This window comes from Pseudomonas sp. Root71 (assembly GCF_001429045.1).
Taxonomy (GTDB): domain Bacteria; phylum Pseudomonadota; class Gammaproteobacteria; order Pseudomonadales; family Pseudomonadaceae; genus Aquipseudomonas; species Aquipseudomonas monachiensis.
This window is the reverse complement of record NZ_LMHY01000002.1, coordinates 222,097-245,742: the sequence shown is the minus strand read 5'-3', so window position 1 is coordinate 245,742 and position 23,646 is coordinate 222,097. Positions and strand designations below refer to the sequence as shown.

The window sequence follows — 23,646 nt, the reverse complement described above, 5'->3', positions numbered from 1 at the left end:
CGACTACACGGAGTCACTATGACTGCAAAATCACTGCTCACCGCCCTGCTGCCCCTGGTCTCCGACCTGTCCCGCGAACTGCCCGAAGGTGAGCGTTATCGACGCTTGCTGGAAGCCATGCGCGCCCTGCTCCCGTGCGATGCCGCCGCCCTGCTGCGCCTTGATGGTGAATGGCTGGTGCCGCTGGCCGTCGACGGTTTGAGTACCGACACCCTCGGCCGGCGCTTCAAGGTCAGCGAGCATCCGCGCTTCGAAGCGCTGCTCAGCGGCCCCGGCCCGACCCGTTTCGCTGCCGACAGCAACTTGCCTGACCCCTATGACGGCCTGGTCGATGGCCTGGATGATCATCTGGAAGTCCACGACTGCATGGGTTGCCCGCTGTTCATCGACGAGCGCCCCTGGGGTCTGCTGACCCTCGATGCCCTCGACCCGGAGCGCTTCGAACCGATCGAACTGGATGCCCTGCAAGCCTTCGCCAGCCTTGCAGCGGCCACGGTCAACGCCGCCGAGCGCATCGAGCGGTTGAACAACCGGGTCGAAGATGAACATCAACGCGCCGAGGTCTACCGCCAGGCCAGCGGCCAGCAGAATCGCGAAATGATCGGCCAGAGCAAGGCCCACAAGCGTCTGGTCGAAGAAATCAGCCTGGTGGGCGGTAGCGACCTGACCGTGTTGATCACCGGTGAAACCGGGGTCGGCAAGGAGTTGGTGGCCCAGGCCATCCATGCGGCCTCGCCCCGCGCCGACAAACCGATTATCAGCCTCAACTGTGCCGCGTTGCCCGACACATTGGTGGAGAGCGAGTTGTTCGGCCATGTTCGCGGCGCCTTTACCGGGGCAATGAACGACCGCCGCGGCAAGTTCGAACTGGCCAATGGCGGCACGCTGTTCCTCGATGAAGTCGGTGAGTTGTCGCTGACCGTGCAGGCCAAGTTGTTGCGAGTGCTGCAGAGCGGCCAGTTGCAGCGACTGGGTTCGGACCAGGAGCATCAGGTCGACGTGCGCCTGATCGCGGCGACCAACCGTGACCTCGCCGAAGAAGTGCGCAGCGGCCGTTACCGCGCCGACTTCTACCATCGCCTCAGCGTTTATCCACTGCTGGTGCCGGCCCTGCGCGATCGCGGGCGCGATGTGCTGCTGCTCAGCGGTTACTTCCTGGAGCAGAACCGTTCGCGCATGGGCCTCAACAGCCTGCGCCTGACCAGCGACGCCCAGGCCGCGCTATTGGCCTACGACTGGCCCGGCAACGTGCGCGAGCTTGAACACTTGATCGGCCGCAGCGCCTTGAAGGCCCTGGGCAATTGCAAGGAACGGCCGAAAATTCTCAGCTTGAGCGCCGCCGACCTGGACTTGCCCAATGCCAGCGTTGAAGCCGCTGCCGAGCAACCCGTCGCTACCCTCACGCAAGCGGTGACCGGCGACTTGCGCGAAGCCACCGAGCATTATCAGCGTCAATTGATCGGTGCCTGCCTGGAGCGGCACAACAACAACTGGGCAAGCGCGGCCCGTGAGCTGGGCCTGGATCGGGCGAACCTGGGGCGGATGGCCAAAAGACTCGGCATGAAGTGAGCATCCTGTGGCGAGGGAGCTTGCTCCCGCTGGAGTGCGAAGCGCTCCCAGATCCGGCAGTGCACAGTTTCAGGCAAGACGATTTTGCGACTGCTGCGCAGCCGAGCGGGAGCAAGCTCCCTCGCCACAAAGGTCCACCATTTGGTCCGAGATAGGTATTGACCCTAAAGCCTGCCCCCGACAAGTCGATAACCCGGCATCGAAGTCATTGGCGATCCCTGGATTGCCCGTCACCTTTTTCCAGAGAAGGTTCCTATGTCCTCCACCAAAGCCCGCGCAGACTCACTTTCGCTTCTGCTGTTTACCCTGCGCAGCGGCAAGCTGATGGCAATCAACCTGCTCAAGGTCAGTGAAATCATTCCCTGCCCGCCGCTGACCAAACTTCCGGAGTCGCACCCCCACGTCAAAGGCATCGCCAGCCTGCGCGGCGCCTCGCTGTCGGTGATCGACCTCAGTCGTGCCATTGGCGAGCGTCCGCTGGAAGACCCGAATGGCGGCTGCCTGATCGTCACCGACGTCAGCCGCTCCAAGCAGGGCCTGCATGTGCAGGCCGTGAGCAAGATCGTCCACTGCCTGACCACCGACATCCGCCCTCCTCCCTTCGGCTCCGGTGGATTGCGCGCCTACATCACCGGCGTAACGTCAGTCGATGGCACTCTGGTGCAAGTGCTGGACATCGAAAAAGTCATCCACGGCATCGCCCCGGCACAAATCGAAATGGCGCCGACCGAGCTGAGCATGGAAGACGCCGAACTGCTCGGCAACGCGCGCATCCTGGTGGTTGACGACAGCCAGGTCGCCTTGCAGCAATCGGTGCACACCCTGCGTAACCTTGGCCTGCAATGCCATACCGCCCGCAGCGCCAAGGAAGCCATCGACTGCCTGCTGGACCTGCAAGGCACCGCGCAACAGATCAACCTGATCGTCTCGGACATCGAGATGTCGGAGATGGACGGCTACGCCTTCACCCGCACCCTGCGGGAAACCCCGGATTTCGCGCATCTTTATGTACTGCTGCACACCTCGCTGGACAGTGCGATGAACGCCGAAAAAGCACGACTGGCAGGAGCGAACGCGGTGCTGACCAAATTCTCTTCGCCGGAATTGACCCAGTGCCTGATTACCGCGGCCAAGGCTGTCGCCGAACAGGGTTATTGAGTGTTGAACGAAGAATTCTGCTGGCTGATGCGGCGCGACCTCTCTTTAATCGTGCCGTCCCCCGCTTGGCCAGCCGGCCTGCAATTGAGCGAGTACCGCCCCGAACTGGGCGCCGCCGTGCACCGGTTGATGGAGTTCGGTTATCTCGACGGCGGTGGTCGCGTAGCCGCGCTGGAGATGTGGCAACGGCAGTTCGAAACCGATCCGGAATACGACCCGGCCCTGTGCTTCATTGCCCTGGATGCTGGGGAAGTAGTGGGTGTTTGCCAGTGCTGGACCAGTGCCTATATCAAGAACCTGGTGGTGCATCCGCGGTTTCAGGGCCGGGGGTTGGGGCGTGCACTGTTGTTGCAGGCGTTCAAGGTGTTCCAGCAGCGGCGTGAAGGCTTCGTGGATCTGAAGGTACGTGAAGACAACCTTCGGGCGCGGCGCTTGTATGAAAGCGTCGGGATGCGCGCGGTTCGCCGGGAACCGATACCGCTCTGACACGACGCCATCGCGAGCAGGCTCGCTCCCACAGGGGATTGCATTCCAAATGTGGGAGCGGGCTTGCTCGCGAAGATGGCAGATCAGGCACTGCAGAGATAACGACTCAGCGCTTACCCATCGACCGACGAGTCCCCGGTGGTGCCATGCCCGGCGTCTTGGTGTGGCCGTTCTTGGCGCCGTTCTTGTACCACGGCTGGTTGGAGCCCTTGGCAGCTGCCAGCTCACCCGGCTTGAACGGGAATCTGAAGGCCGGGATCTCGGCTTTGGTTTCGCTATCGGCGCTGGAGTCGACGCTGTCTGGCAGCTCGGCCTGCACGTCGCTCAGGGCGTCGGCGACTGGCGGTTGTTTCGGGGAAGTCATGAAAGCTCCGGGTGGTGCATGAAGTGTCGGGCCCGGTGAGTGAGCCGCATGCCACAGTATAAGAAGTACGGCAGTATAACTGGATGGAGCTCGGCAAGCTGCAAGCTTGCATTGACCGCCTGACGACTCGCACAAATCCCGTGAAGAATGTTAGCGTGCTCATCATTCTTCACCGCCCGACGAGCCCGCCCTCCATGAAAAAGACCGTCCTTGCATTCAGCCGCGTCACTCCACAAATGGTTGAACGCCTGCAACAAGACTTCGACGTCATCGTGCCTAATCCGAAAAACGGCGACATCAATGCCCAGTTCAACGAAGCCCTGCCCCATGCCCATGGCTTGATTGGTGTAGGCCGAAAACTCGGTCGTGCGCAGTTGGAGAACGCCACCAGCCTGGAAGTGGTGTCCAGCGTCTCGGTGGGCTACGACAACTATGACCTGGCCTACTTCAACGAACGCGGGATCATGCTGACCAACACGCCGGATGTGCTCACCGAAAGCACCGCCGACCTGGCGTTTGCCCTGTTGATGAGCAGCGCCCGTCGCGTCGCCGAACTTGACGCCTGGACCAAGGCCGGGCAATGGCAGGCCACTGTCGGCGCACAGCTGTTCGGTTGCGATGTGCACGGCAAGACCCTGGGTATCGTCGGCATGGGCAATATCGGTGCGGCCATCGCCCGACGCGGTCGCCTGGGTTTCAACATGCCGGTCATCTATAGCGGCAACAGCCGCAAGACCGAACTGGAACAGGAACTCGGCGCACAGTACCGCAGCCTCGATCAATTGCTGGCCGAAGCCGATTTCGTCTGCCTGGTGGTGCCGCTCAGCGAGAAAACCAAGCATCTGATCAGCCACAGAGAACTGGCGCTGATGAAGCCGAGTGCCATTCTGGTGAACATTTCCCGCGGTCCGGTGGTAGATGAACCGGCGCTGATCGAAGCGCTGCAAAACAACCGCATTCGTGGTGCCGGGCTGGACGTATACGAAAAAGAACCGCTGGCCGAGTCGCCGCTGTTCCAGCTGAAAAACGCCGTGACCTTGCCGCACATCGGCTCGGCCACCCATGAGACCCGCGATGCCATGGCCAACCGTGCCCTGGCCAACTTGCGCAGTGCCTTGCTGGGTGAACGGCCGCAGGATCTGGTCAATCCGCAGGTGTGGAAAGTCTGATTAAACAATGGCACGTCATAATCGGCGTGCCACTTTATATACAATCCAGAATCATCTCCCTCAAACAATTTACCGTCCAACCCATATAACAAGCGACATAACCTGCAAACCACTCTTCACCCCCACACCATCCAAACCCCTATAAACTCCGAAAGACAAAAACGCATAAATCGTACATTCGGAGAGTATCCTGCATGAGCTATTTCACCACTGCCTGCCTAGTAAGGCGGAGCAAATTAATAGTTGTCTTCATGGCGGCATTATTCGGTACAACAACCCTTATCAACAACATTACCGACTACACTGCATACGCCGAGTATATCGGGCGAATCATCAGCATGAGCGACACCGTCGGCAATGACTCCCGCCGTTACCGAGCTATCAGCTCAACCCTGTTTCACCACCGTTTTTACTGGGCACTGATAACACTAGAGACCATATTCACATGCAGCTTCATAGTTGGAGTTTATCAACTCTACCGCAAACTCGGCGCACCACACGGCGAGTTCAACGAATCCAAAAAATTTTCCATAATAGGCTTTATTACAGCCATTTTTGCGTATCAGATTTTCTACATCATCATACTAAACGAATGGTTTGACTTAGAGTACTCCAAACAGGCCAACGCCTTTGAATGGGCACAAACCCACATTGAATACATGTTCTTCGGTATTATTTATCTGTTGGCGGTAAAGGATACCTGAATAGTTTCAGGCCAGCTTGCCCGCCACCGGAGCGGCACTTGCCTTGGACTTGCGAAACACCAGCACATTACCCAACATGACCATCACCAGCCCCGCCAGTGCCGGAGCGGTCCACTGGTAACCCTCGGCGAACGCCGAGACATTTAGCGCCACCACCGGGAACAGCACAGTGCAGTAGGCAGCACGTTCCGGCCCCATGCGCCCGACCAGCGTCAGGTAAGCGGTGAACCCTATCACCGATCCCGGAATCACCAGGTACAACAGTGACCCGATGTAACGCGTGCTCATCTCCATGTCGAAGGGAATGCCTTTGACCAGGCACCACACGGTTAGCATCGCCGCCCCGTAAGCCATGCCCCAGGCATTGGTGGTCAGCGGCTTGAGACCGGCCTTCTGTTGCAGGCTCGAAAGCATGTTGCCCGCCGAGAAACACAAGGTGCCGCAAAGGGCCAGACCGAGACCGAGCAAGGTTTCCGCACTGGCGGTATGCCCAGCCAGCTCCGGCCAGAACAGCAAGCCCAGCCCCAGCAGGCCCAACGCACCGCCCATCAGCACATTGCGGGCGATTTTCTGACCGAAGAACACCCGCGCGTTGAGGGCATTCCACAGGGTGGCGGTGGAAAACACCACGGCCACCAGACCGCTGGGGATCCACTGGCTCGCGGTGAGGAAGCACATGAAGTTGACGCAGAACAGGCACAAGCCTTGAGCCAGGCAGATCAGGTGCCCGCGACGGTTCATCACTTGCAGGCGTCGGCTGAGCAGCAGGATCACGAACAGCACCAGCGCGGCGAGGCCGAAGCGATAGACGATCGACACGGGAATGGCCACCACGCCCAGTTGCCATTTCAAGGCAATCCAGGTGGTCCCCCAGATCAACACGGTCAGCAGGTACAAAGAAAGGTTCATGACTAAGGCTCCTCGATATGAGCCCAGTCTCCGGCGCCACGCCTGGGCGCACTTGCATAAACTTGCGCTTTTGTCTGGCGACAGGCTGGCAGGCACGCGTCTACGGAGTAGGATGCAAGGCGTTGGAGAGAACCCATATGGCCGCACTGGACAACCTGCAAGTCTTTCAAGCCCTCAACCGTTCGCCGAATGCTCGCCTTGAGCATAGCGCCGAGCTCGGTGACGGCTTGTCCGCAGCCTTGTGGAGCAATCACCACGACGCCCAGGAATACGAAGCGCCCAGCCATCACACGTTGTCCTGTTACATCGCCGGCGGCACCGGCACCTTTCGCCGTGACCAGCCCGGTAACAAGGGTGGTCCGGACAAACTGTGCATCCTCCCGGCCGATCACCAGTCAGGCTGGGTGATCAACGGCGATATTCGCCTTGCGCACCTGTATTTCAGCCCCGAACAATTTGCCCTCGGCTGCATCACCTTGCTCGATCGCGAGCCACGGGAAATGCAGCTGCGCGAGCAGACTTTTCTTGATGATCCTCAGCAGGCGCTACGCTTTCGGCAGTTGATCACCTTGAACTGGGATGAGCCGGGCGAGCGCCTGCTCACCAGCAGCCTGGCTCACGAACTGCTCAGCCATGCCCTGCTCAACCAGGTCAGCGTACGCCAGGGTTTGCGCCTTAAAGGCGGCTTGGCCGCGCATCAGCGTCGGTATCTGGTGGAGTTCATCGACAGCCATCTGGACGAGGCCATCAGCCTCGGTCAATTGGCGGCGTTGTGCGCGTTGTCCGAGTACCACTTTGCGCGGATGTTCCGCGAAAGCTTCGGCTTGCCACCCCACCAGTACGTGCTGGCGCGGCGCCTTGACCGGGCGCGGGAGTTGCTGCGCACGACCTCGCAGCCACTGGGGGAGATTGCACTGGCTTGCGGCTTTTCCAGTGCCAGCCATTTCACCAATCGCTTTCGCCAGTCACTTGGCGGGACGCCCGGTGAGTATCGGCAGGCGTTTTTGCGCTAGATCCGGGATCTTCGGCTCCTTTCAGGCCGCCATCGCGAGCAGGCTCGCTCCCACCTTTGGACTGCTTTTCCCTGTGGGAGCGAGCCGGCTCCGGGCGGCGTTCCGACGAAGAACGATGACGCCGCCTGTCGTCAGAACTCCAAGGTGCTCGACAACGTCACCTGCCGCGAATCCCCCATCGAAACAAAGAACCGGCTCGCCGCCGAGGTGTAGTAGGTGCGGTCGAACAGGTTCTTCACGTTGAGCTGGAACTTGACCTTCTGCCCTTCGACTTTGGTGTCGTAAGTGGCGAACGCATCGGCCACGGTGTAGCTCGGCAGGTCGAAATCGTTCACCGCATTGCCCGCGCGCTCACCCACATAACGCGCCCCGGCGCCAACCCGAAGCTGATCGCCGCCAATGACGCTGCCGAAGTCATAAACAGCCGACAACGAGCCGCTGTTCTTCGCCACGTTCTGTAACTGATTGCCTTTGTAAACCGGGTCTTCGGTAACCTCGGCATCGGTGTAGGCGTAGCTGCCGATCATGCTCCAACGATCCGTCAGTTGACCGCTCAGATCCACTTCCAGGCCACGGGAACGCACTTCACCAGCGGCACTGTAAATCGTGGTCGGACCTTCGGCATTGGCCACCAGCACATTGCGTTTCTTGATGTCGAACAGCGCGATGTTGCCGGTGACGCGGCCCGGCAGATCAAGCTTGGCACCCAGCTCCCAGGACTTGGCTTCTTCCGGCGCCATACCACCGTCCAGCACGGTACTGCTGCCGCTCAATGGCGCAATGGTGGAGTTGGGTTTGAACGATTCGGTGTAGCTGCCGTAGAACGACAAGGCATCGGTGTACTTGTACACGAGGCCCGCGCGCGGTACCCATTTCTGCCCGTTGCTGTCGGTGTTGGCGTGGAACGGCACGCCTTTGCCGGCGTATTGGTCGTACGCCTGGAAACGCGCACCGGCCACCAGAATCCACTTATCGGTGAGGTGGATGGAGTCTTGCAGGAACACCGAATCGCTGCGCAATTCATCGGTCTGCGCGCTGTCGGCCGCACTGACAGTGGTGCCTGCCACTTCCCGACCATAGACCGGGTTGACGTAACTGAATGTGGTCAGGCTTTTCTGGCGGATCAGGTCTTCGCGGTAGATCTTGCGATACTCGTCATCGACGCCGAACAGCAGGTCGTGCTGCATGCCAAGCACGTTCACGTTGCCTTCGAGGCTCGCAGTGGTGAACCGGTCGGTGCTGATCGCATTCTGGGTGCCATCCATGCTGCGGGTCAGAGTGCCTTTTTTAGTGTCGATGGCGGTCACGCGCACCTGGCTCGCATCGTAAGTTTCGCGGTTCCAGCTGTAGCCGAAATGGGCTTTCCAGTTGTCGTTGAGTTCGTGATCGGCCTGGAAGTGATAGAGATCCGAACGCCCTTCCATGTTGTTGAACGGTTCGTCGAGACGCTCGTTGCGCGAGATGTCCAGCGGATGGTTGGTCCGTGGATCGATCAGCGTGCCGCGGTCGAACGGTGTGAGGAATTCGCGGTGCTCATAGGAGAACAGCAGCGTGGTGCTTTCGCCATACCAGGCCAGGGAAGGCGCGATCAGGCTCTCGCGATGCACACCGAAGTTGCGCCAGTAATCTTCATCTTCGTAGTCCAGAACCATCCGGTAGGCCAGTCCGGAATCGCCGAGGGCTCCGGTGCTGTCGAGACCGCCGCCGCTGCCGCTCTTGCCGTCGCCATAACTCGAACCGCGCGCGGTCAGTGCGTTGTACTGCTCAAGCTCGGGCTGCTTGCTGACCATATTGACCACGCCGCCCGGATCCTGGATGCCATAGAGCAACGAGGCCGGCCCCTTGAGCACTTCGACCCGGTCCACGCTGGCGTTGAGGCCACGGCCCTGCACGATCGGCATGCCGTCGCGCATGATCGAGCCGTTACGGTTGTCGCCGAAGCCGCGGACCATCACCGAGTCCTGGGTGCTGCCCAAGGTGTTGGCCTGGGTGATGCCGCTGACATTGGCCAGGGCGTCATCGAGATTACGCGGCGCCTGGTCGCGGATGACCTGGGCCGGGACGACATTGATGGTCTGCGGGATTTCCTGAACCGGGGCCGAGGAGCGCATCACCGAAGAGGTCGGCGGCGGCTGATAGCTCATGGAGTCATCCATCACCGAGGTGATGGTGGTCGCCCCCAGGTTCAACGCACCTTCAGTCGGCCGTGGTTCCAGTGCGATGGTGTGGCCGTCGGTGCGACGAAAGGTCAAACCCGAACCGGTGAGCAGACGTTGCAAAGCCTGTTCGGCGCTCATCTGGCCATTGATGGCCGGCGCATTGAGACCGTACGGCGCTTCATCGGTGTAGACGACGCTGATGCCGGTCACTCGGCTGAAATCACTCAGGGCCTGGGGCAACGGTTTGGCGGCCAGTGCGAAATTGAATTGCCCACGGGACTGACTGCTGCCAGCCTCTGCGGCCAGCGCCACGCTCGGCGCCAACAACGCCATTGCCAAAAAGCTCAACGCCGACACACCCAACCATTGATTGATCGACCCCGATTTTGCCCTGGACTTCATGACTCATGACCTGTGTAGAACCGCAGCGGATGCGAATGACTCGCAGTTTCAGTCACTACACGAATGGCAATCGGGTTTACCTCAGCAAAAAAATGAAAATATTTTTACATTGAGTTATTGGGTGCCTGTTCGGCCGTCATCGCGAGCAAGCTCGCTCCCACAGGGTTATGTGTTGCCCCAATACTGTGACCGACTCAATACCTGTGGGAGCGAGCTTGCTCGCGATGGGGCCAATCGATTCAACGCAAAATAATCAGATGCCCCATAACCTGATGCTGCTCAAACCCCAACACTCCCTGCAACGAACTCAACACCGCCTGCGGGTTCCTGCTCGGAAAGCTGCCACTGACCCGGCGCATCGCCAGTTCATCGTTGAGTATCAAGATCCGCCCGGGGTAATAGCGCGCCAAATCCCGCACCACATCGGCCAGCGTCGCCTTGTAGTAATTGAGCCAGCCCTGGCGCCAGGCCAACTGCGCTTCGCTGTCTACCGCGTGGAGCGTTTGCGCCGCGCCTTCGCCATAGGCCACTTGCTGGCCGGCGGTAAGAATTTGCTGTTCGGCGTTTTGGTCCGCCGTCACGCCCACTCGGCCGGACAGCACCGTGACCTGTGCACCGTGGGGCTGCAAACGGACTTCGAACTGCGTCCCCAAGACCCGCGCCTGGCCTTGTTCCGCATCGACAACAAAGGGTTCCCCCGTATGCGTCACGCTGAAAAAACCGGTGCCACGACGCAGTTGCACATGTCGCTCCCCGCGACTGAAATCCACGGCGATGGCGCTGTCGGCATCCAGTGTCACCTGTGACTGATCGGCCAGGGTGACGGTGCGGATTTCTCCCGGTGCCGAGACGTAATTCGCCCCCAGGTCATCGATCCAGCGCATCGGCTGCCAGCCTGTGCCGAGACTGATCATCAACAGCAGACATGCGGCCATCGCCAACACACCGGACCAGCGCCCAACCGTGCTGCGCCGCGGCTTGTCCATGGCGTTGAGATACCCCTGCAAGGCAAAAGCGTCTTCATTGGCAAGTGTGCGCGCCGGCCCTTCGCTCAACTCCCACAGGACCTGCGCCCGGGCATAGGCCTCGGCATGGGCGGGGTCGGCCTGCAACCATTGGCTGAACTTCACTTGGTCACCCCTGCCGGGCTGGTCATGTAACAGGCTCAGCCAGCCCAGCGCGGCCTGCTCCTGCGCAAGTGTCGGAACGACGCATTCGAAGTGGTTCACGGTGCTTTCCCTGGCGTACACGGATCGGGCTCCCGAAGGCTGGCCTTGCAGGCTTCGAGGGCGCGCATCATATGTTTTTCCACGGCACTTTGGGACAAGCCCATGGCCTTGGCGATCTCGGCGTATTTGCGGCCGTGAATGCGATTGAGCAAGAAGATCTGCCGCGTGCGCTCCGGCAAGGCGCGCAACGCGGCTTCGACGTTGCGCAAATCGTTGCCCGCCTCCAGTGCCGCTTGCGGTCCGCTGCCATCGCCGTCCGTTGGTTCCACCATCAAGCCTTCGCTGGCCCGGCCCCGCGTGCCTTCACTGCGCAAATGGTCGATGGCGATGTTGCCGGCACAGCGCAACAGGTAGGTGCTGAGTTCCTCGACTTGCACCAGCGGCCGCCGCCAGAAACGCAGGAACAAATCCTGTACCAGGTCAGCCGCCGTCGCCCGGCAACCGACACGCCGACTCACCAGTGCTTCCATTTGCGAACGCTGGGAGAGAAACACCTGGAGAAAATGCGCACGGTCGCCACGCTGTTGATCGTGCTCGATATCGTGGGGGTCGGGGGGCAGAGTGATCATCGTTCATGTTTCGACCTGAAAACCGGTGAGGCCACGACAGCGTCAGGGGGCCGGCAAGGCCGCGATAATAATGATAAATATTCTCACATGCAAAAGGATCGGGTGTAGCCCTCTGTGTACGCGCGTTGATTGCAGCGCAAACCTGGCTGTCCCACAGCCAGTCAATGACCATGGAATCCAAAAGCCACCGAAAACAAAACGGGCCTGCAATGCAGGCCCGTTTTCATGGAAAGGTAAAAAAGTGAATCAGGTGTCAGCCGTTAAGCGCTGCCTGTTCGTTCTCAAGAAACTCTTCTTCCAGCAGATGGTCGGCATGGGCAGCGCTCTCGATGGGCACCACATTGGCTCGTTTTCCGCGTAATTTGCCGAACATATGCTCCAGCGCATGTTCAAGTTTGGTGGCCGCTCCGTCGATCGCCTGCTCCATGGTGGAGGCTTTATGGGTGACGGAAACCGGTTGATGGCCTTTTGGCCGCGCCTCCAGCTGGCAGCGCATGTCGTGGGGACCCGGCTTGTCGCCGTTCTCGTCCCGCAGGTGGACCTCGACTCGTGTCAGGTCCTCTTCGTAGCGTTCGAGCGTGCTCTCAATGGTCGTACGTACCCACTCCTCCAGTCGTTTACTGCCTTGAATATGGTTATCGCTATTGACTTGGATTTGCATAGTTCATCCCTTATTTCAGCTAGCTCGCGAGAGGCCGGTCAGCTAAGCCCTTGGGCGTCATCACCGTGACCTCTTACTTACACAATCGGTCTGTACGCTGAACAATTCAACCCCTGAAAAAAGATAAATATTCATACGCAAAAAAAGCCGGACAACGAGCAAAAGCGCTGTTACTGTCGGGAGTCGGGTCGCCCTGCTTACCCGCCAAAATTCCTCACATCTGCTGCTCCCCCAGCGGGTGCAGGCTGCGAAAAGCACCCGCCTCCTCCACCAACCAATCGTGCACCGCACGCACACCCGGATGGCTCAACGCCCCCGGTGCGTAAAGCAGCATGTAGCGCTTGTGATTGGGCACCGCCAGGCCAAACGGCACGATCAAGGCTCCACGCTCCAACTCATCATTGAGCAAGGTTCGGCGCGCAATCGCCACGCCCATCCCGGCGATGGCCGCTTCGATGGTCAGGTGATTGCGATTGAAGGTATGGCCACGTCGCACATCCGCGCCCTCGAAGCCGATGGCGTTGAGGTAAAACTCCCATTCCGCGTACTCATAGCTGCCGCGCCAGGCGGTGATGTCGTGCAGCAAGGGAAAGTGCATCAGGTCTGCCGGACCGTGCAGCGGCGGACGACCCCGCAACAGGCTCGGCGCGCACACCGGAAAAATCTGTTCATCGAGCAAGGCTGTGGATAACAGGCCCGGATAACTGCCGTCATTGAGGTCGATCGCCAGGTCGAAGTCGCCTTCATGCAACGGCACGCTGCTGTCCTCGGCCACCAGGCGCAACTGAATGTCCGGAAAGCGCTGCTGCAAGCGCGGCAGGCGCGGCGTCAGCCATTTGCTCAGGAACGACGGAATCGAACGCACCCGCAGGATCCCGCTGATCATGCCCGCATCCAGTCGCCGCAATTCCGCGTCGATGCTGCCAAAGGCCTCGTTGACGGTAATGGCCAGGCGCTGGCCTTCTGCGCTCAGCTCCACCCCGCGGGCGCGACGGTGAAACAGGCGAAAGCCCAGGCGTTCTTCCAGCTGGCGGATCTGCTGGCTGACCGCTCCCGGTGTGATGTGCAGCTCTTCGGCGCACCGGGTGAACGACAGGTGCCGCGCGGCACAGGCAAACACGTTCAGCCAGACATACGTCTGGGCGTGTAATTGACGGCTCATCGTTTAGTCCTGCTAAAGGATGTCTTAGGAATTTTCGTTGGTCACGCAGGATCGTGACAGGCAGTATCGCCCAAATTGCGCTTGTCCTACAGAAATGGCAGCGATTTTCCTTCCATTACATGTACAGGCTTTAGCATGGCTATCAGTGTTTTCGATCTCTTCAAAGTCGGCATCGGCCCGTCCAGTTCCCATACCGTCGGTCCGATGCGCGCTGCCGCAACCTTTGCCCAAGCGCTGCTCAATCAGGGTTTTCTGGCTGACGTGCGACGCGTGGAAATTCGCCTTTACGGTTCTCTGTCGGCGACCGGTGTCGGCCACGCAACGGACCGCGCCTGCGTCATGGGCCTGATGGGCGAATGGCCCGACCGCATCGATCCGACCACCATCGACAGCCGCATTCACGCCCTGCGCGAAACCGGCAAATTGTGCCTGGCAGGCGTAACGGAAATTGCCTTCGACTGGCAACGCGACCTCCTGCTGCTAAACGAAAGCCTGCCTTACCACCCCAACGCCATGTCCCTGACAGCCGTCGGTGAAACCGGCGAACTGTTCGAGCAGACCTACTACTCGGTGGGTGGCGGTTTCATCATCGAAGCGGCCGAAGCCGAATCCGGGATCGCACCGGCCGGTGATGTGGTGCTGCCTTACGATTTCTCCAGCGCCGCCGAACTGCTCAAGCTCTGCAACCAGCACGGGCTGCGGGTGAGCGAACTGATGATGGCCAACGAACGGGCCTGGCGCAGTGACGCAGACATTCGCCAGGGCTTGCTGCATATCTGGTCGGTGATGCGCGAATGCGTCGAACAGGGCTTGCGCCACGAAGGCATCTTGCCCGGCGGTCTGAATGTGCCGCGTCGAGCGGCGAAACTGCATCGCAGCCTGCAGGAAATCGGCAAGCCGAATGTCATTACGTCCACCTTGTCGGCAATGGAATGGGTCAACCTGTACGCCCTTGCCGTGAACGAAGAAAACGCCGCCGGTGGGCGCATGGTCACGGCACCGACCAACGGCGCGGCGGGGATCATTCCGGCAGTGCTGCACTACTACATGAAGTTCAATGCCGATGCGTCTGACGATGACGTGGTCTCGTTCTTTTTGGGCGCAGCTGCGGTCGGCATCCTGTGCAAGAAAAACGCATCGATCTCCGGGGCTGAAGTCGGCTGCCAGGGTGAAGTCGGCTCCGCCTGCGCCATGGCCGCCGCCGGCCTGGCAGAGGTGCTTGGCGCCACCCCGGAGCAGCTGGAGAACGCCGCCGAAATCGGTCTGGAACACAACCTCGGTCTTACCTGCGACCCGGTTGGCGGACTGGTGCAAGTGCCGTGCATCGAGCGCAACGCGATCGCCGCCGTGAAGGCCATCAACGCCACGCAAATGGCCCTGCGCGGCGATGGCCAGCACTTCATCTCCCTGGACCGGGTGATCCGTACCATGCGCGACACCGGGGCCGACATGCACGACAAATACAAAGAGACGTCACGGGGCGGCCTGGCGGTGAACTGGGTGGAATGTTGACCATTTTGGTTGCACGCCAGCCGTTATTGCCCTGAAACGGGCAGGCAAAGGCAGACAAAAACCAGGCGGGCCTCAGTGCCCGCCTTTTTGTTACCGGTTTTTTTGTCCGACAATTTTCCGGCATGGGCCTTGCTACTTCCCTGCTGGAACAATGATGGCGAGATGGCCGGTGGTCAGGCATTGCGAACCAACCCGATCACGGCCGGTCAACAACTGCACGTTCAATCAGGCGGTGACGCATCATGGACAACCCTTTTCAGCTCATTACCGATGCCTTTGCAGCGGATTACCAGATCAACCTGAGCATTCAGGGCCTGGATGGCAGCATCATGCTGACCCTGTCCAACAGTGGCCGCGTAGTCGCAAAACGCATGATCAGCGCCGAACAACGCAATGATCCCGAGCGCCTGAAACGACTGGTGCAAAGCATCCAGTTCGGCATTGCCATCGAGCAGGGCCACAGCGCCGTGGCCATCCTCGAATCCATGACCGATGGCGGCACGCGCAGCCTGCCGCCGCCATCAGCCAATGGCCGTCCCCGACCCGCCATGGGGCTTTAAAGCTCGCCCTTTTCTACTTCCGGATGTTCACTGGAGCCCGCACCGGTCTTGCGATGTGGGTTCTCGATCTTCACCGAAGGAAATTGCGACGAAGCGTAACGCACCACCAAAATCGCAAACGCCAGCAGCAGAATCCCGCCGCACAGGTAGATGATCCCCAGGTCCGGCGGGTTGTGGTGCGAAACGTTGGAAATCAGCAGCCGCGTCAGCGCGGTGATCGCCACGTAGATCAGGAAGCGCACGGGCATGTGGTTGGTCTTGAAGTAAATCCCGACCATCGCCCCCAGTTCCAGGTAGATGAACAGCAGCAAGATGTCATCGATCTTGATGTGCCCTTCTTCGATCATCCCGAGAAACTCCATTACCGCCGCCCACGCGGTCACCGCACCAATGGCGAACAACGCCAGGTAGTGAAAGGTTTCGACGAACAGATTGCCCAGGGACTCGGCCAGTTCATGCACGTTCTGCCGCAGTTTTTCGGCCCAGTTGATTTTCACGATGCTGCTTCCTTAGGTCGATTCGACCGGATGATGCGGGTTGGACGTGACGGTTTTCCTGCATGCAGAAAAAAGGCCAGCCCATGATGGCGAGCCGCTCTGGATTACGCGCCGTGGCGTTTGGTCGCACCTGCGCACGCCTTGCCTGACAAATCCCGAATCCGGTCTACATTAAAAAGCCACTACCCAAAAGACAGGGTTTCGCTTATCCTTTAGCTGTATATAGATACAGTAGTCGAAATCGACAACCAATGTGAAGGCATGTGAGGTGGTGAATGGCCGTCGAAGTGGTATACCGCAGCAGCCGAGATCTGGAGCGCTTGTTCATGGATAAAGCCGAAGCTGACCGTCATGACAAAATGCTCGAACTGGCCGAATTGCTGGCTGAAGTGTTACAGAAAGCCGTTCCGTCCCTGACCGAGCAGCAAGTGGAAGAAGCCGGGATTTACATGGCGAAAAATCGCGACGTATTCGCCAAGGCGTTCAAGAGCCAGCCGGATGCCCTGTCCGAACTGCTCAGCGCGCCGGTTGAAGTCGCACAACCTGTTGCAGAGGTTGAGGCCGCTGAGCCTGTCACCCCGGCCAAGCCTGCCAAGGCCCCCAAAGCCGCCAAGTAGGCAAAGCCCGAATTGAACAGGCCCTGAGTCGAATGACCCAGGGCCTTTTTCATGCCCGTTACAAAAAAGATCGCCCGAGCTTCTATCGGTACAACACTTTCTCCGCCAACTCGTCGGCCACCCGTGCGGGGGAGCGTTTTTCCGCCTGGGCGTGGGCGAACACTTCGGTCAGGCGCGAACTGATTTTCGACAGGTGTGCGGTGATGGTCGGCAGCTCTTCGCCGCGGTGCTTGAGCGACACGTAAATCAGCCCACCGGCGTTGATCACGTAATCAGGCGCATACAGGATGCCCCGGCGTTCCAGTTGGTCGGCGACATCCAGATGTGTCAGCTGATTGTTCGCCGAACCGGCCACCGCCGAGCATCGCAACTGCGTCACGGTATGGCTGTTGAGTACTCCGCCCAGTCCGCAGGGCGCGAGGATGTCGCAAGGTGTACTGAGCAGCGCGTCGTTGGCAATCGGGTGGGCGCCGAGTTGCTCCATGGCCAATTGCACCTTGCCATGATCGATGTCGCTGACCAGCAGTTCGGCACCGGCGGCGTGCAGCTGTTCGGCCAATGCATACCCGACATTGCCCAGGCCCTGGATGGCAACGCGCAGGCCTTCGAGGTTGTCACTGCCGAGCCGGGCCATGGCGGTGCTGCGGATACCGGTGAACACGCCCATCGCCGCGTGGGGCGCGGGGTCACCCGCCGAAGTGGTGCTGGTGACGTGCTGGGTTTGCTGGGCGATGCAATCCATGTCCGCCACTGAGGTGCCGCTGTCGATGGCGGTGATGTAGCGGCCCTCGAGCTGTTCTATGCAGCGTCCGAAGGCTTCGAACAATGCCGCGCGGTTTTCCACATGGGCCGGGCGCACGATCACCGCCACGCCGCCGCCCTGGGCCAGGCCAGCCAGCGCAGCCTTGTAGCTCATGCCCTGGGCCAGGCGCACAGCATCCTCGACCGCCGATTCGTCGTTGGGGTAGGCAAGGTAACGACAACCGCCCAGGGCAGGCCCCAGCCGGCTGTTATGAATGGCAATGACCGCCTTCAACCCGGTGACCGAGTCAACGCTCAGATGCAGCGATTCAAGGCGAGTGCTTTGCATGAGAGCGAACATCGTAAGGCTCCCGAATCACTTCTTGTAGACGCCAGTATAGGCTTGCGCCCAAAAATTGCAGAAGCGCACCGGAATAAGCACGGTCCCGATGCAGACTTTCGGAAATATCCTGTGGTCGCCCTTTTACAGCACTGGACGAACGCCGGAGAGGGGGCTAAAACGAGGCATTGCCCGGAGATTTTGATGACCCCGCGCCAATCGTTCTTCGCCTGCCTGCAACGTTCACCGCCCGCGCTGTTCGAGGCGGCACTGTGGATTGCGGCCGAGCACGACAGCGAGGTGCAGCCGCAAGCACTGTTGGCCGATTTTCAGGAGCTGCAACAACGGGTCAGTGGCGGCTTGCCGATGCTGCCGGTCAGTGAACTGGCCCAGCCGCTGCTGCGGCGCTTGAATGACCTTGGCTTCGCCCAGGACGACTTCACCCCCTTGCGCCCGCAAGTGGCACTGCTGGACAAAGTACTGGAGCGCCGACGAGGGCAACCCTTGACGCTGGGGCTGATTGCGCTGGAGTTGGCCAGGGGCCTGGAGATTCCCATGGTCGGGGTCAACTTCCCCGGGCATTTCCTGCTGCGGGTGCCGGGCGCCGATCATTTGCTCGACCCCTGCGGTGGCCGTCGCCTTTATCCGAACGATTGTCGGGAACTGCTGCAGCGCCAGTATGGCCCGAACATGAAGCTCAACGCCGATCACCTGACAACCGCCGAGCCGGTGCAGATGCTGCAACGGTTGTCGCGCAACCTGCGCCAGTTGTACCTGTCCCACGACGATTTCATCAATGCCTTGATCGACGCCGAGCGCGTCCTGGAACTGGGCAATGCCACTGCGGCCGACTATCTGGCCCGGGCCAGCCTGTACCAACGGCTGGACTGCCCGAACGCCGAGCGTTTTGACCTGGAGCATGCGTTGCTGCTCAGCGACGATCCGATCCAGCGGATTCGCCTGACGGAAAGGCTGGGGCATTTGCCGCCGAATTCCATCGTTCACTGATTACAAAAACCCTGTGGGAGCGGGCTTGCTCGCGAAAGCGGTGTGTCAGCCACATAATTGTTGACTGGCACGCCCTCTTCGCGAGCAAGTCGGACCGCCGCACCGCCGCTCCCACCTTTATTTTGCGCTGTGACGAGTATTTGTATGCACCACTGAAACCTGTGGGAGCGGTGTGAGGCGTTATGGCGTATCTGGCTGATTCGCCGGATGCGCCTTTATGAACGCCGGGTGCGTCGCCGCCAATGCCGCCACTCGCCGAATCCGAGGGTAAGCCTCAAGAGAAACATTGAACCGCTCGGCCGCGTACAACTGCGGGATCAGGTAGACGTCCGCCAGCCCGGGTTCGGGGCCGAAGCAGTAACCCTCATCACCGATCAACTGCTCCACCGTGGAAAGCCCCTGCCCGATCCAGTGACCGATCCACTCCACCACCTGCGGTTCATCGTGGCCCGACTGGCGTAGCCGATTGAGCACGCTGACGTTGTGCAGCGGGTGCACATCGCAGCCGATCACTGCCGCTACGCCGCGCTCGTGGGCACGGGCAGCCAGGTCTTTGGACAGCAGTGGCACTTGTGGATAACGCTCCTCCAGGTACTCGATGATCGCGGGAGACTGGATCAGCAACTCGCCTTCATCGGTGCGCAAGGCTGGCACGCGGCCCTGCGGGTTGATGCCCAGATAAGGCGGCTGTCGATGCTCGCCACCCAGGGGTGCGATCAGGTTGACTGGCAAGGATTGATAATCCAGGCTCTTGAGCGCCAACGCGATACGCACCCGGTACGACGAAGTCGAACGGTAGTAGGTATAGAGTTCCATGCCCCGCTCCTGTTAGCGTGCCGGCAGCACTTTGCCGCGGCATTCGCCGAAACCGATGGAAGCAAAACCGTCGCGGCGGCAACGGCCGCGCAGGATGATTTCGTCACCGTCCTCAAGGAATTTACGCACCTCGCCCGAGGCCAGTTCGATCGGCTTTTTACCGCCTTCGGTGATTTCCAGCAGGCTGCCGAACTGACCGTTCTGCGGCCCCGACAAGGTGCCCGAACCGAACAAGTCACCGGCCTGCAATTGGCAGCCGTTGACGCTGTGATGCGCGACCATTTGCGCCACGGTCCAGTACATGTGTCCGGTGTTGCTCAGGGTCAGGCGATGGGCTGGCAGGTTCTGTTCGCGCATGGCCTCGGTGAGCAGCAATACTTCCAGCTCGATGTCGAACGCGCCAGCAGCCTGATCGCGCTTGTCGAGCAGGTACGGCAGCGGCTGCGGATCGCCTTGGGGACGCGCAGGCTGGGCACGACGGAACGGCTCCAGCGCTTCGGCGGTGACCACCCACGGCGAGATGCTGGTGATGAAGCTTTTCGACAGGAACGGTCCCAGTGGCTGGTATTCCCAGGCCTGGATATCCCGTGCCGACCAGTCGTTGAGCAGGCAGAAACCGGCGATGTGATCAGCGGCGTCGCCAATGGCAATCGAGTCGCCCATGTCGTTGCCCTGGCCGATCCAGATGCCCAGTTCCAGTTCGTAGTCCAGGCGCGCGCAAGGACCGAAGGTCGGCTCGGTTTGACCGGCCGGCAAGGTCTGGCCTTTCGGGCGACGTACGTCGGTACCGGACGGGCGAATGGTCGACGCACGACCGTGGTAGCCGATTGGCACGTACTTGTAGTTCGGCAGCAACGGGTTGTCGGGACGGAACAGTTTGCCGACGTTCTGCGCGTGCTCGATGCCGACGTAGAAGTCGGTGTAGTCGTTGATTTTCGCCGGCAGGTGCATCTGGCAATCCGCCGCCAGCGGCAGCAGTTTTGCGCCCTGGGCTTCAATCTTGCCGTGCAGGGTGCTGCCCTCGGCGAACAGTTCCAGCAAACGCTCGCGCAAGGCGACGCGAGCCTCGCGGCCCAGTTCGAAGAACGCATTCAGCTCGCCGCCACGGGTAGCCTCGACGGCAGTCTTCGCGGCGCCATCGAACAATCCGGCCTCAAGGGCTGCTTGCAGATCAAAGATATGCTCGCCAATGGCCACGCCACTGCGCGGTGCCAAGCCGTTGAGGCTGAACACGCCCAGTGGCAGGTTTTGCAGGGGGAAATCCGCGTGGCCGTTGGCGGATGCAACCCAGCTGCGTGTGATGGAAGTCTGCGTCATGGGTTATCTCCGGGTCGGGTCGAAAGTGGCGGGCAACGTAGCCCAGCAGGCGTCGTAAGTGTTTTGCAGTTGCGGGCAATCGAGGGCGAAACGGCTTGGGCGCAACACTTGGCTGGTCTCGAACATGAACGCCATGGTGTTGTCGATTTTCGCCGGCTTGAGGTCCGCGTTGATCGCTTTGGTGCACGTCTCGCCGTCGGGACCGTGGGCGCTCATGCAGCTGTGCAACGAAGCACCGCCCGGCACAAAGCCTTCGGCCTTGGCGTCGTACTCGCCCTGGATCAAACCCATGAATTCGTTCATCAGGTTGCGATGGAACCACGGCGGACGGAAGGTTTTCTCGGCCACCATCCAGCGTGGCGGGAAGATCACGAAGTCGAGGTTGGCCAGGCCGTGAACGCTGGTCGGCGAGGTCAGCACGGTGAAGATCGACGGATCGGGGTGATCGAAACTGACGGTGCCGATGGTGTTGAAACGGCGCAGGTCATATTTGTACGGCACATTGTTACCGTGCCAGGCGACCACGTTGAGTGGCGAATGATTGAGCTCGCAGGCCCACAACTCGCCGAGGAACTTCTGCACCAGCGTGGTGGGTTGTTGCAGGTTTTCGTAGGCCGCCACCGGGGTCAGGAAGTCCCGTGGATTGGCCAGGCCATTGCTGCCAATCGGTCCCAGGTCCGGCAGACGCAGGGGCGCGCCATGGTTTTCGGCGACGTAACCGCGGGCTTGCGGATCGAGCAATTCGATGCGGAATTTAAGGCCGCGTGGCAGTACGGCAATTTCCAGCGGTTCGAGTTCAAGCACGCCCAGTTCGGTGGCGATGCGCAGGCGCCCCAGTTCAGGTACCAGCAACATCTCGCCATCAGCATTGAAGAACACGCGCTCCATGGAACGGTTGGCGCGGTAGTTGTAGATGCTGATCCCGGCCGGCTTTTCTGCGCCCGAGTTGGCGGCCATGCTCACCAGGCCGTCGATGAAATCGGTCGGCTCGGCAGGAATGTCCAGCGGGTTCCAGCGCAGGCGGTTGGGGGTCACCTCACCCAGCGGGCCGCCCGCCAGTTGCCGGTCCAGTTTGACGAATGCCGGGTGATTGGCCGACGGCTGAATGCGATACATCCAGGTCCGCCGCGCTTCGCTGCGCGCCATGGTGAACGCCGTGCCGGAGAACAGTTCGGTGTAAAGACCGTACGGGGCTTTTTGCGGGGAGTTCTGGCCGACAGGCAGTGCGCCGGGCAACGCTTCGCTGCTGAATTCGTTGCCGAAGCCTGACTGGTAGGCCAGCGCTGGCATCGTTGAATCGGGGTTCATGGAGCCTCCTGAACAGGGAGTCGGCAGTGGCCGCTCGCTCTGTTGCAGAGGTCGAGGCACGCCCGGGTTGTTTTTATCGTAATTTGATTACGCATAACGTAATTTGATTGGTATTGACCGTCAAGCTATAAAGACGCCCATTCGTCCCGGGATCCCAGCCACCATGGAAAAAACCAGCGACAACAACGGTAAACAGAAAGTCCGCTCGGCCGAGGTTGGCACCGACATCCTCAAGGCTCTGGCCGAGTTGTCGCCTTCGACTTCGCTGTCGCGCCTGGCCGAACACGTGCAGATGCCGGCGAGCAAGGTTCACCGCTATTTGCAGGCCTTGATCGCCAGTGGATTCGCCGAACAGAACGCCGCCACCAACCATTACGGCCTGGGCCGCGAAGCCCTGCGCGTAGGGTTGGCGGCTCTCAACAGCATGGACGTGCTAAAAGTCGCCGCCCTGCCCCTGGCTGAACTGCGCGACGACTTGAACGAAACCTGTTTCCTGGCGGTATGGGGCAATCAGGGCGCAACCGTGGTGCATATCGAACCGGCGGTGCGTGCGGTGACGGTGGTGACACAACTGGGTTCGGTGTTGCCGTTGCTCAGTTCTTCGACGGGACTGGTGTTTGGCGCCTACCTGCCGAAACGCGAAACCGAGGATCTGCGCGTGCAGGAATTGCAGTCCCACGCAGCCCACGCGCTGGCAGACGATCAGGCCTATGCGGCCCAGTGCGAACAAATCCGCGCACGCGGTTTGCACCATGTACATGGTTTGCTGCTGCCAGGGGTGGATGCCTTGTCGGCACCAGTGTTCAACGCGATGGGCAGAGTGGTTGCCGTGCTGACGGTGGTGGGGCCGACATCGTTGTTCCATGCCGATGAAAACGGTCCGGCGGCGCAGCGTCTGTTATCCGCCAGCCATGCGGTCAGCTGGCGCTTGGGTTTTGAACCCGCCGTATCCGCAACCTGATTGCGGCAGCTGTGCCAACCAAGGGGTTGGCACAACTACTTTGATAGAACCACCAATCAGCTCAGTAAATCCCGGGCAATTGCTGCACCCATTTCATTGAGCTCATCAAGTTTCACACCATCGAAACGATATTTCCGGTCAAAGGTGTACGGTTCGGAAAAGATCCCAAGATTCTCACTGGAGAATCTTGGGACCTCACTGTCCTGCAACTTAAGGAAAAATGCCCATACCAGTGATTGAGAGTAAATAACCGTCGAATCGTTAGCCGACGCAATTGCATTGATATATACCTTATCGACATCAATGCCGCGACCACCGAGCCTTGCGTGCAGCTTGGCCCGCACCAACTCCCTTGTCAGTTGCCCCATACCTTAAAGCTCCATAATTAATAGTTATTAGCGCACTAGTACCCTGA

Annotated in this window: 23 protein-coding genes and 1 pseudogene; 11 read left to right on the top strand and 13 right to left on the bottom strand. The window is 60.2% G+C overall.

All coding sequences use genetic code 11. The features are described 5' to 3' along the window. Positions 1-18 precede the first annotated feature (18 nt). From norR to ASD95_RS04350, 3 genes are all read left to right on the top strand, one after another. Entirely contained in the window at positions 19-1,569 is a 1,551-nt protein-coding gene (gene norR / locus ASD95_RS04360; RefSeq protein WP_056728471.1) for a nitric oxide reductase transcriptional regulator NorR, read from the top strand. Between the two features lie 255 nt (positions 1,570-1,824). Then, a complete protein-coding gene (locus tag ASD95_RS04355) occupies positions 1,825-2,727 on the top strand; it encodes a chemotaxis protein CheV (RefSeq protein WP_056728469.1) in 903 nt (300 codons plus the stop codon). Positions 2,728-2,754: 27 nt separating this feature from the next. Beyond that, positions 2,755-3,213: a GNAT family N-acetyltransferase gene (locus ASD95_RS04350; RefSeq protein WP_056728596.1), complete on the top strand. Its 459-nt coding sequence runs from the start codon at positions 2,755-2,757 to the stop codon at positions 3,211-3,213. 106 nt (positions 3,214-3,319) lie between these two features. Here the strand turns inward: ASD95_RS04350 and ASD95_RS04345 are convergent, their stop codons facing one another. Beyond that, positions 3,320-3,577, bottom strand: coding sequence for a hypothetical protein (locus ASD95_RS04345; protein ID WP_056728467.1), 258 nt, complete (start codon positions 3,575-3,577; stop codon positions 3,320-3,322). A gap of 194 nt (positions 3,578-3,771) precedes the next feature. On the opposite strand from ASD95_RS04345, the gene ASD95_RS04340 reads away from it, so the two are divergent. Together ASD95_RS04340 and ASD95_RS04335 are read left to right on the top strand one after the other, a co-directional pair. Further along, on the top strand, positions 3,772-4,746 hold the full coding sequence (locus ASD95_RS04340) for a 2-hydroxyacid dehydrogenase (RefSeq protein ID WP_056728466.1): 975 nt from the start codon (positions 3,772-3,774) through the stop codon (positions 4,744-4,746). A gap of 194 nt (positions 4,747-4,940) precedes the next feature. Next, positions 4,941-5,450 carry a DUF2165 family protein gene (locus tag ASD95_RS04335; protein ID WP_056728464.1) on the top strand — a complete coding sequence of 170 codons (510 nt, stop codon included), beginning with the start codon at positions 4,941-4,943 and terminating at the stop codon, positions 5,448-5,450. A gap of 6 nt (positions 5,451-5,456) precedes the next feature. Here the strand turns inward: ASD95_RS04335 and ASD95_RS04330 are convergent, their stop codons facing one another. After that, on the bottom strand, positions 5,457-6,359 hold the full coding sequence (locus ASD95_RS04330; RefSeq protein ID WP_056728462.1) for a DMT family transporter: 903 nt from the start codon (positions 6,357-6,359) through the stop codon (positions 5,457-5,459). 137 nt (positions 6,360-6,496) lie between these two features. Here ASD95_RS04330 and ASD95_RS04325 point away from each other — a divergent pair, with 137 nt between their 5' ends. Next, entirely contained in the window at positions 6,497-7,372 is an 876-nt protein-coding gene (locus ASD95_RS04325) for an AraC family transcriptional regulator (RefSeq protein ID WP_056728461.1), read from the top strand. Between the two features lie 131 nt (positions 7,373-7,503). Here ASD95_RS04325 and ASD95_RS04320 read toward each other — a convergent pair whose 3' ends face one another. The 5 genes from ASD95_RS04320 to ASD95_RS04300 form a co-directional block, all read right to left on the bottom strand. Beyond that, positions 7,504-9,933 (bottom strand): TonB-dependent siderophore receptor, encoded by a 2,430-nt coding sequence (locus tag ASD95_RS04320; RefSeq protein ID WP_056728459.1) that lies wholly within the window; start codon positions 9,931-9,933, stop codon positions 7,504-7,506. Between the two features lie 239 nt (positions 9,934-10,172). After that, positions 10,173-11,162, bottom strand: coding sequence for a FecR family protein (locus ASD95_RS04315; RefSeq protein WP_056728457.1), 990 nt, complete (start codon positions 11,160-11,162; stop codon positions 10,173-10,175). Next, a complete protein-coding gene (locus ASD95_RS04310; RefSeq protein ID WP_056728455.1) occupies positions 11,159-11,731 on the bottom strand; it encodes an RNA polymerase sigma factor in 573 nt (190 codons plus the stop codon). Before ASD95_RS04310 ends, ASD95_RS04315 begins: the two co-directional genes overlap by 4 nt. A gap of 253 nt (positions 11,732-11,984) precedes the next feature. Further along, the gene (locus ASD95_RS04305) at positions 11,985-12,392 is read right to left on the bottom strand and encodes an HPF/RaiA family ribosome-associated protein (RefSeq protein WP_008046771.1); all 408 of its coding nucleotides are present in this window, start codon (positions 12,390-12,392) and stop codon (positions 11,985-11,987) included. A 214-nt stretch (positions 12,393-12,606) separates the two neighbouring features. Further along, a complete protein-coding gene (locus tag ASD95_RS04300) occupies positions 12,607-13,554 on the bottom strand; it encodes a LysR substrate-binding domain-containing protein (RefSeq protein WP_056728454.1) in 948 nt (315 codons plus the stop codon). A gap of 135 nt (positions 13,555-13,689) precedes the next feature. Between ASD95_RS04300 and ASD95_RS04295 the strand changes: the two genes are divergently transcribed. Both ASD95_RS04295 and ASD95_RS04290 read left to right on the top strand, forming a co-directional pair. Further along, positions 13,690-15,066, top strand: a complete 1,377-nt coding sequence (locus ASD95_RS04295; protein ID WP_056728452.1) for an L-serine ammonia-lyase — start codon at positions 13,690-13,692, stop codon at positions 15,064-15,066. A 242-nt stretch (positions 15,067-15,308) separates the two neighbouring features. Continuing rightward, positions 15,309-15,626 carry a DUF3509 domain-containing protein gene (locus ASD95_RS04290; RefSeq protein WP_056728450.1) on the top strand — a complete coding sequence of 106 codons (318 nt, stop codon included), beginning with the start codon at positions 15,309-15,311 and terminating at the stop codon, positions 15,624-15,626. Here ASD95_RS04290 and ASD95_RS04285 read toward each other — a convergent pair. Further along, positions 15,623-16,123: a phosphate-starvation-inducible protein PsiE gene (locus tag ASD95_RS04285; RefSeq protein WP_008000650.1), complete on the bottom strand. Its 501-nt coding sequence runs from the start codon at positions 16,121-16,123 to the stop codon at positions 15,623-15,625. The two genes, ASD95_RS04290 and ASD95_RS04285, sit on opposite strands and share 4 nt — an antisense overlap. Before the next feature lie 275 nt (positions 16,124-16,398). On the opposite strand from ASD95_RS04285, the pseudogene ASD95_RS04280 reads away from it, so the two are divergent. After that, positions 16,399-16,638, top strand: a pseudogene (locus tag ASD95_RS04280) (YebG family protein); the annotation flags it as partial. Positions 16,639-16,822: 184 nt separating this feature from the next. On the opposite strand, the gene ASD95_RS04275 reads toward ASD95_RS04280, so the two are convergent. Continuing rightward, on the bottom strand, positions 16,823-17,842 hold the full coding sequence (locus ASD95_RS04275; RefSeq protein ID WP_056728446.1) for a Glu/Leu/Phe/Val dehydrogenase family protein: 1,020 nt from the start codon (positions 17,840-17,842) through the stop codon (positions 16,823-16,825). Between the two features lie 183 nt (positions 17,843-18,025). Between ASD95_RS04275 and ASD95_RS04270 the strand changes: the two genes are divergently transcribed. Further along, on the top strand, positions 18,026-18,829 hold the full coding sequence (locus ASD95_RS04270) for a SirB1 family protein (protein WP_056728445.1): 804 nt from the start codon (positions 18,026-18,028) through the stop codon (positions 18,827-18,829). A 180-nt stretch (positions 18,830-19,009) separates the two neighbouring features. On the opposite strand, the gene maiA is transcribed toward ASD95_RS04270, so the two are convergent. From maiA to hmgA, 3 genes are read right to left on the bottom strand one after another with little or no spacing between them, the layout of a single operon-like run. Beyond that, positions 19,010-19,645 carry a maleylacetoacetate isomerase gene (maiA, locus tag ASD95_RS04265; protein ID WP_056728443.1) on the bottom strand — a complete coding sequence of 212 codons (636 nt, stop codon included), beginning with the start codon at positions 19,643-19,645 and terminating at the stop codon, positions 19,010-19,012. A gap of 12 nt (positions 19,646-19,657) precedes the next feature. Next, positions 19,658-20,962 carry a fumarylacetoacetase gene (fahA, locus tag ASD95_RS04260; RefSeq protein WP_056728441.1) on the bottom strand — a complete coding sequence of 435 codons (1,305 nt, stop codon included), beginning with the start codon at positions 20,960-20,962 and terminating at the stop codon, positions 19,658-19,660. Between the two features lie 3 nt (positions 20,963-20,965). Further along, entirely contained in the window at positions 20,966-22,270 is a 1,305-nt protein-coding gene (gene hmgA, locus ASD95_RS04255; protein ID WP_056728438.1) for a homogentisate 1,2-dioxygenase, read from the bottom strand. A 163-nt stretch (positions 22,271-22,433) separates the two neighbouring features. Between hmgA and ASD95_RS04250 the strand changes: the two genes are divergently transcribed. Further along, the gene (locus tag ASD95_RS04250; RefSeq protein ID WP_056728435.1) at positions 22,434-23,231 is read left to right on the top strand and encodes an IclR family transcriptional regulator; all 798 of its coding nucleotides are present in this window, start codon (positions 22,434-22,436) and stop codon (positions 23,229-23,231) included. Positions 23,232-23,287: 56 nt separating this feature from the next. Here ASD95_RS04250 and ASD95_RS04245 read toward each other — a convergent pair whose 3' ends face one another. Beyond that, on the bottom strand, positions 23,288-23,599 hold the full coding sequence (locus ASD95_RS04245) for a hypothetical protein (RefSeq protein ID WP_056728433.1): 312 nt from the start codon (positions 23,597-23,599) through the stop codon (positions 23,288-23,290). Positions 23,600-23,646: the final 47 nt, after the last annotated feature.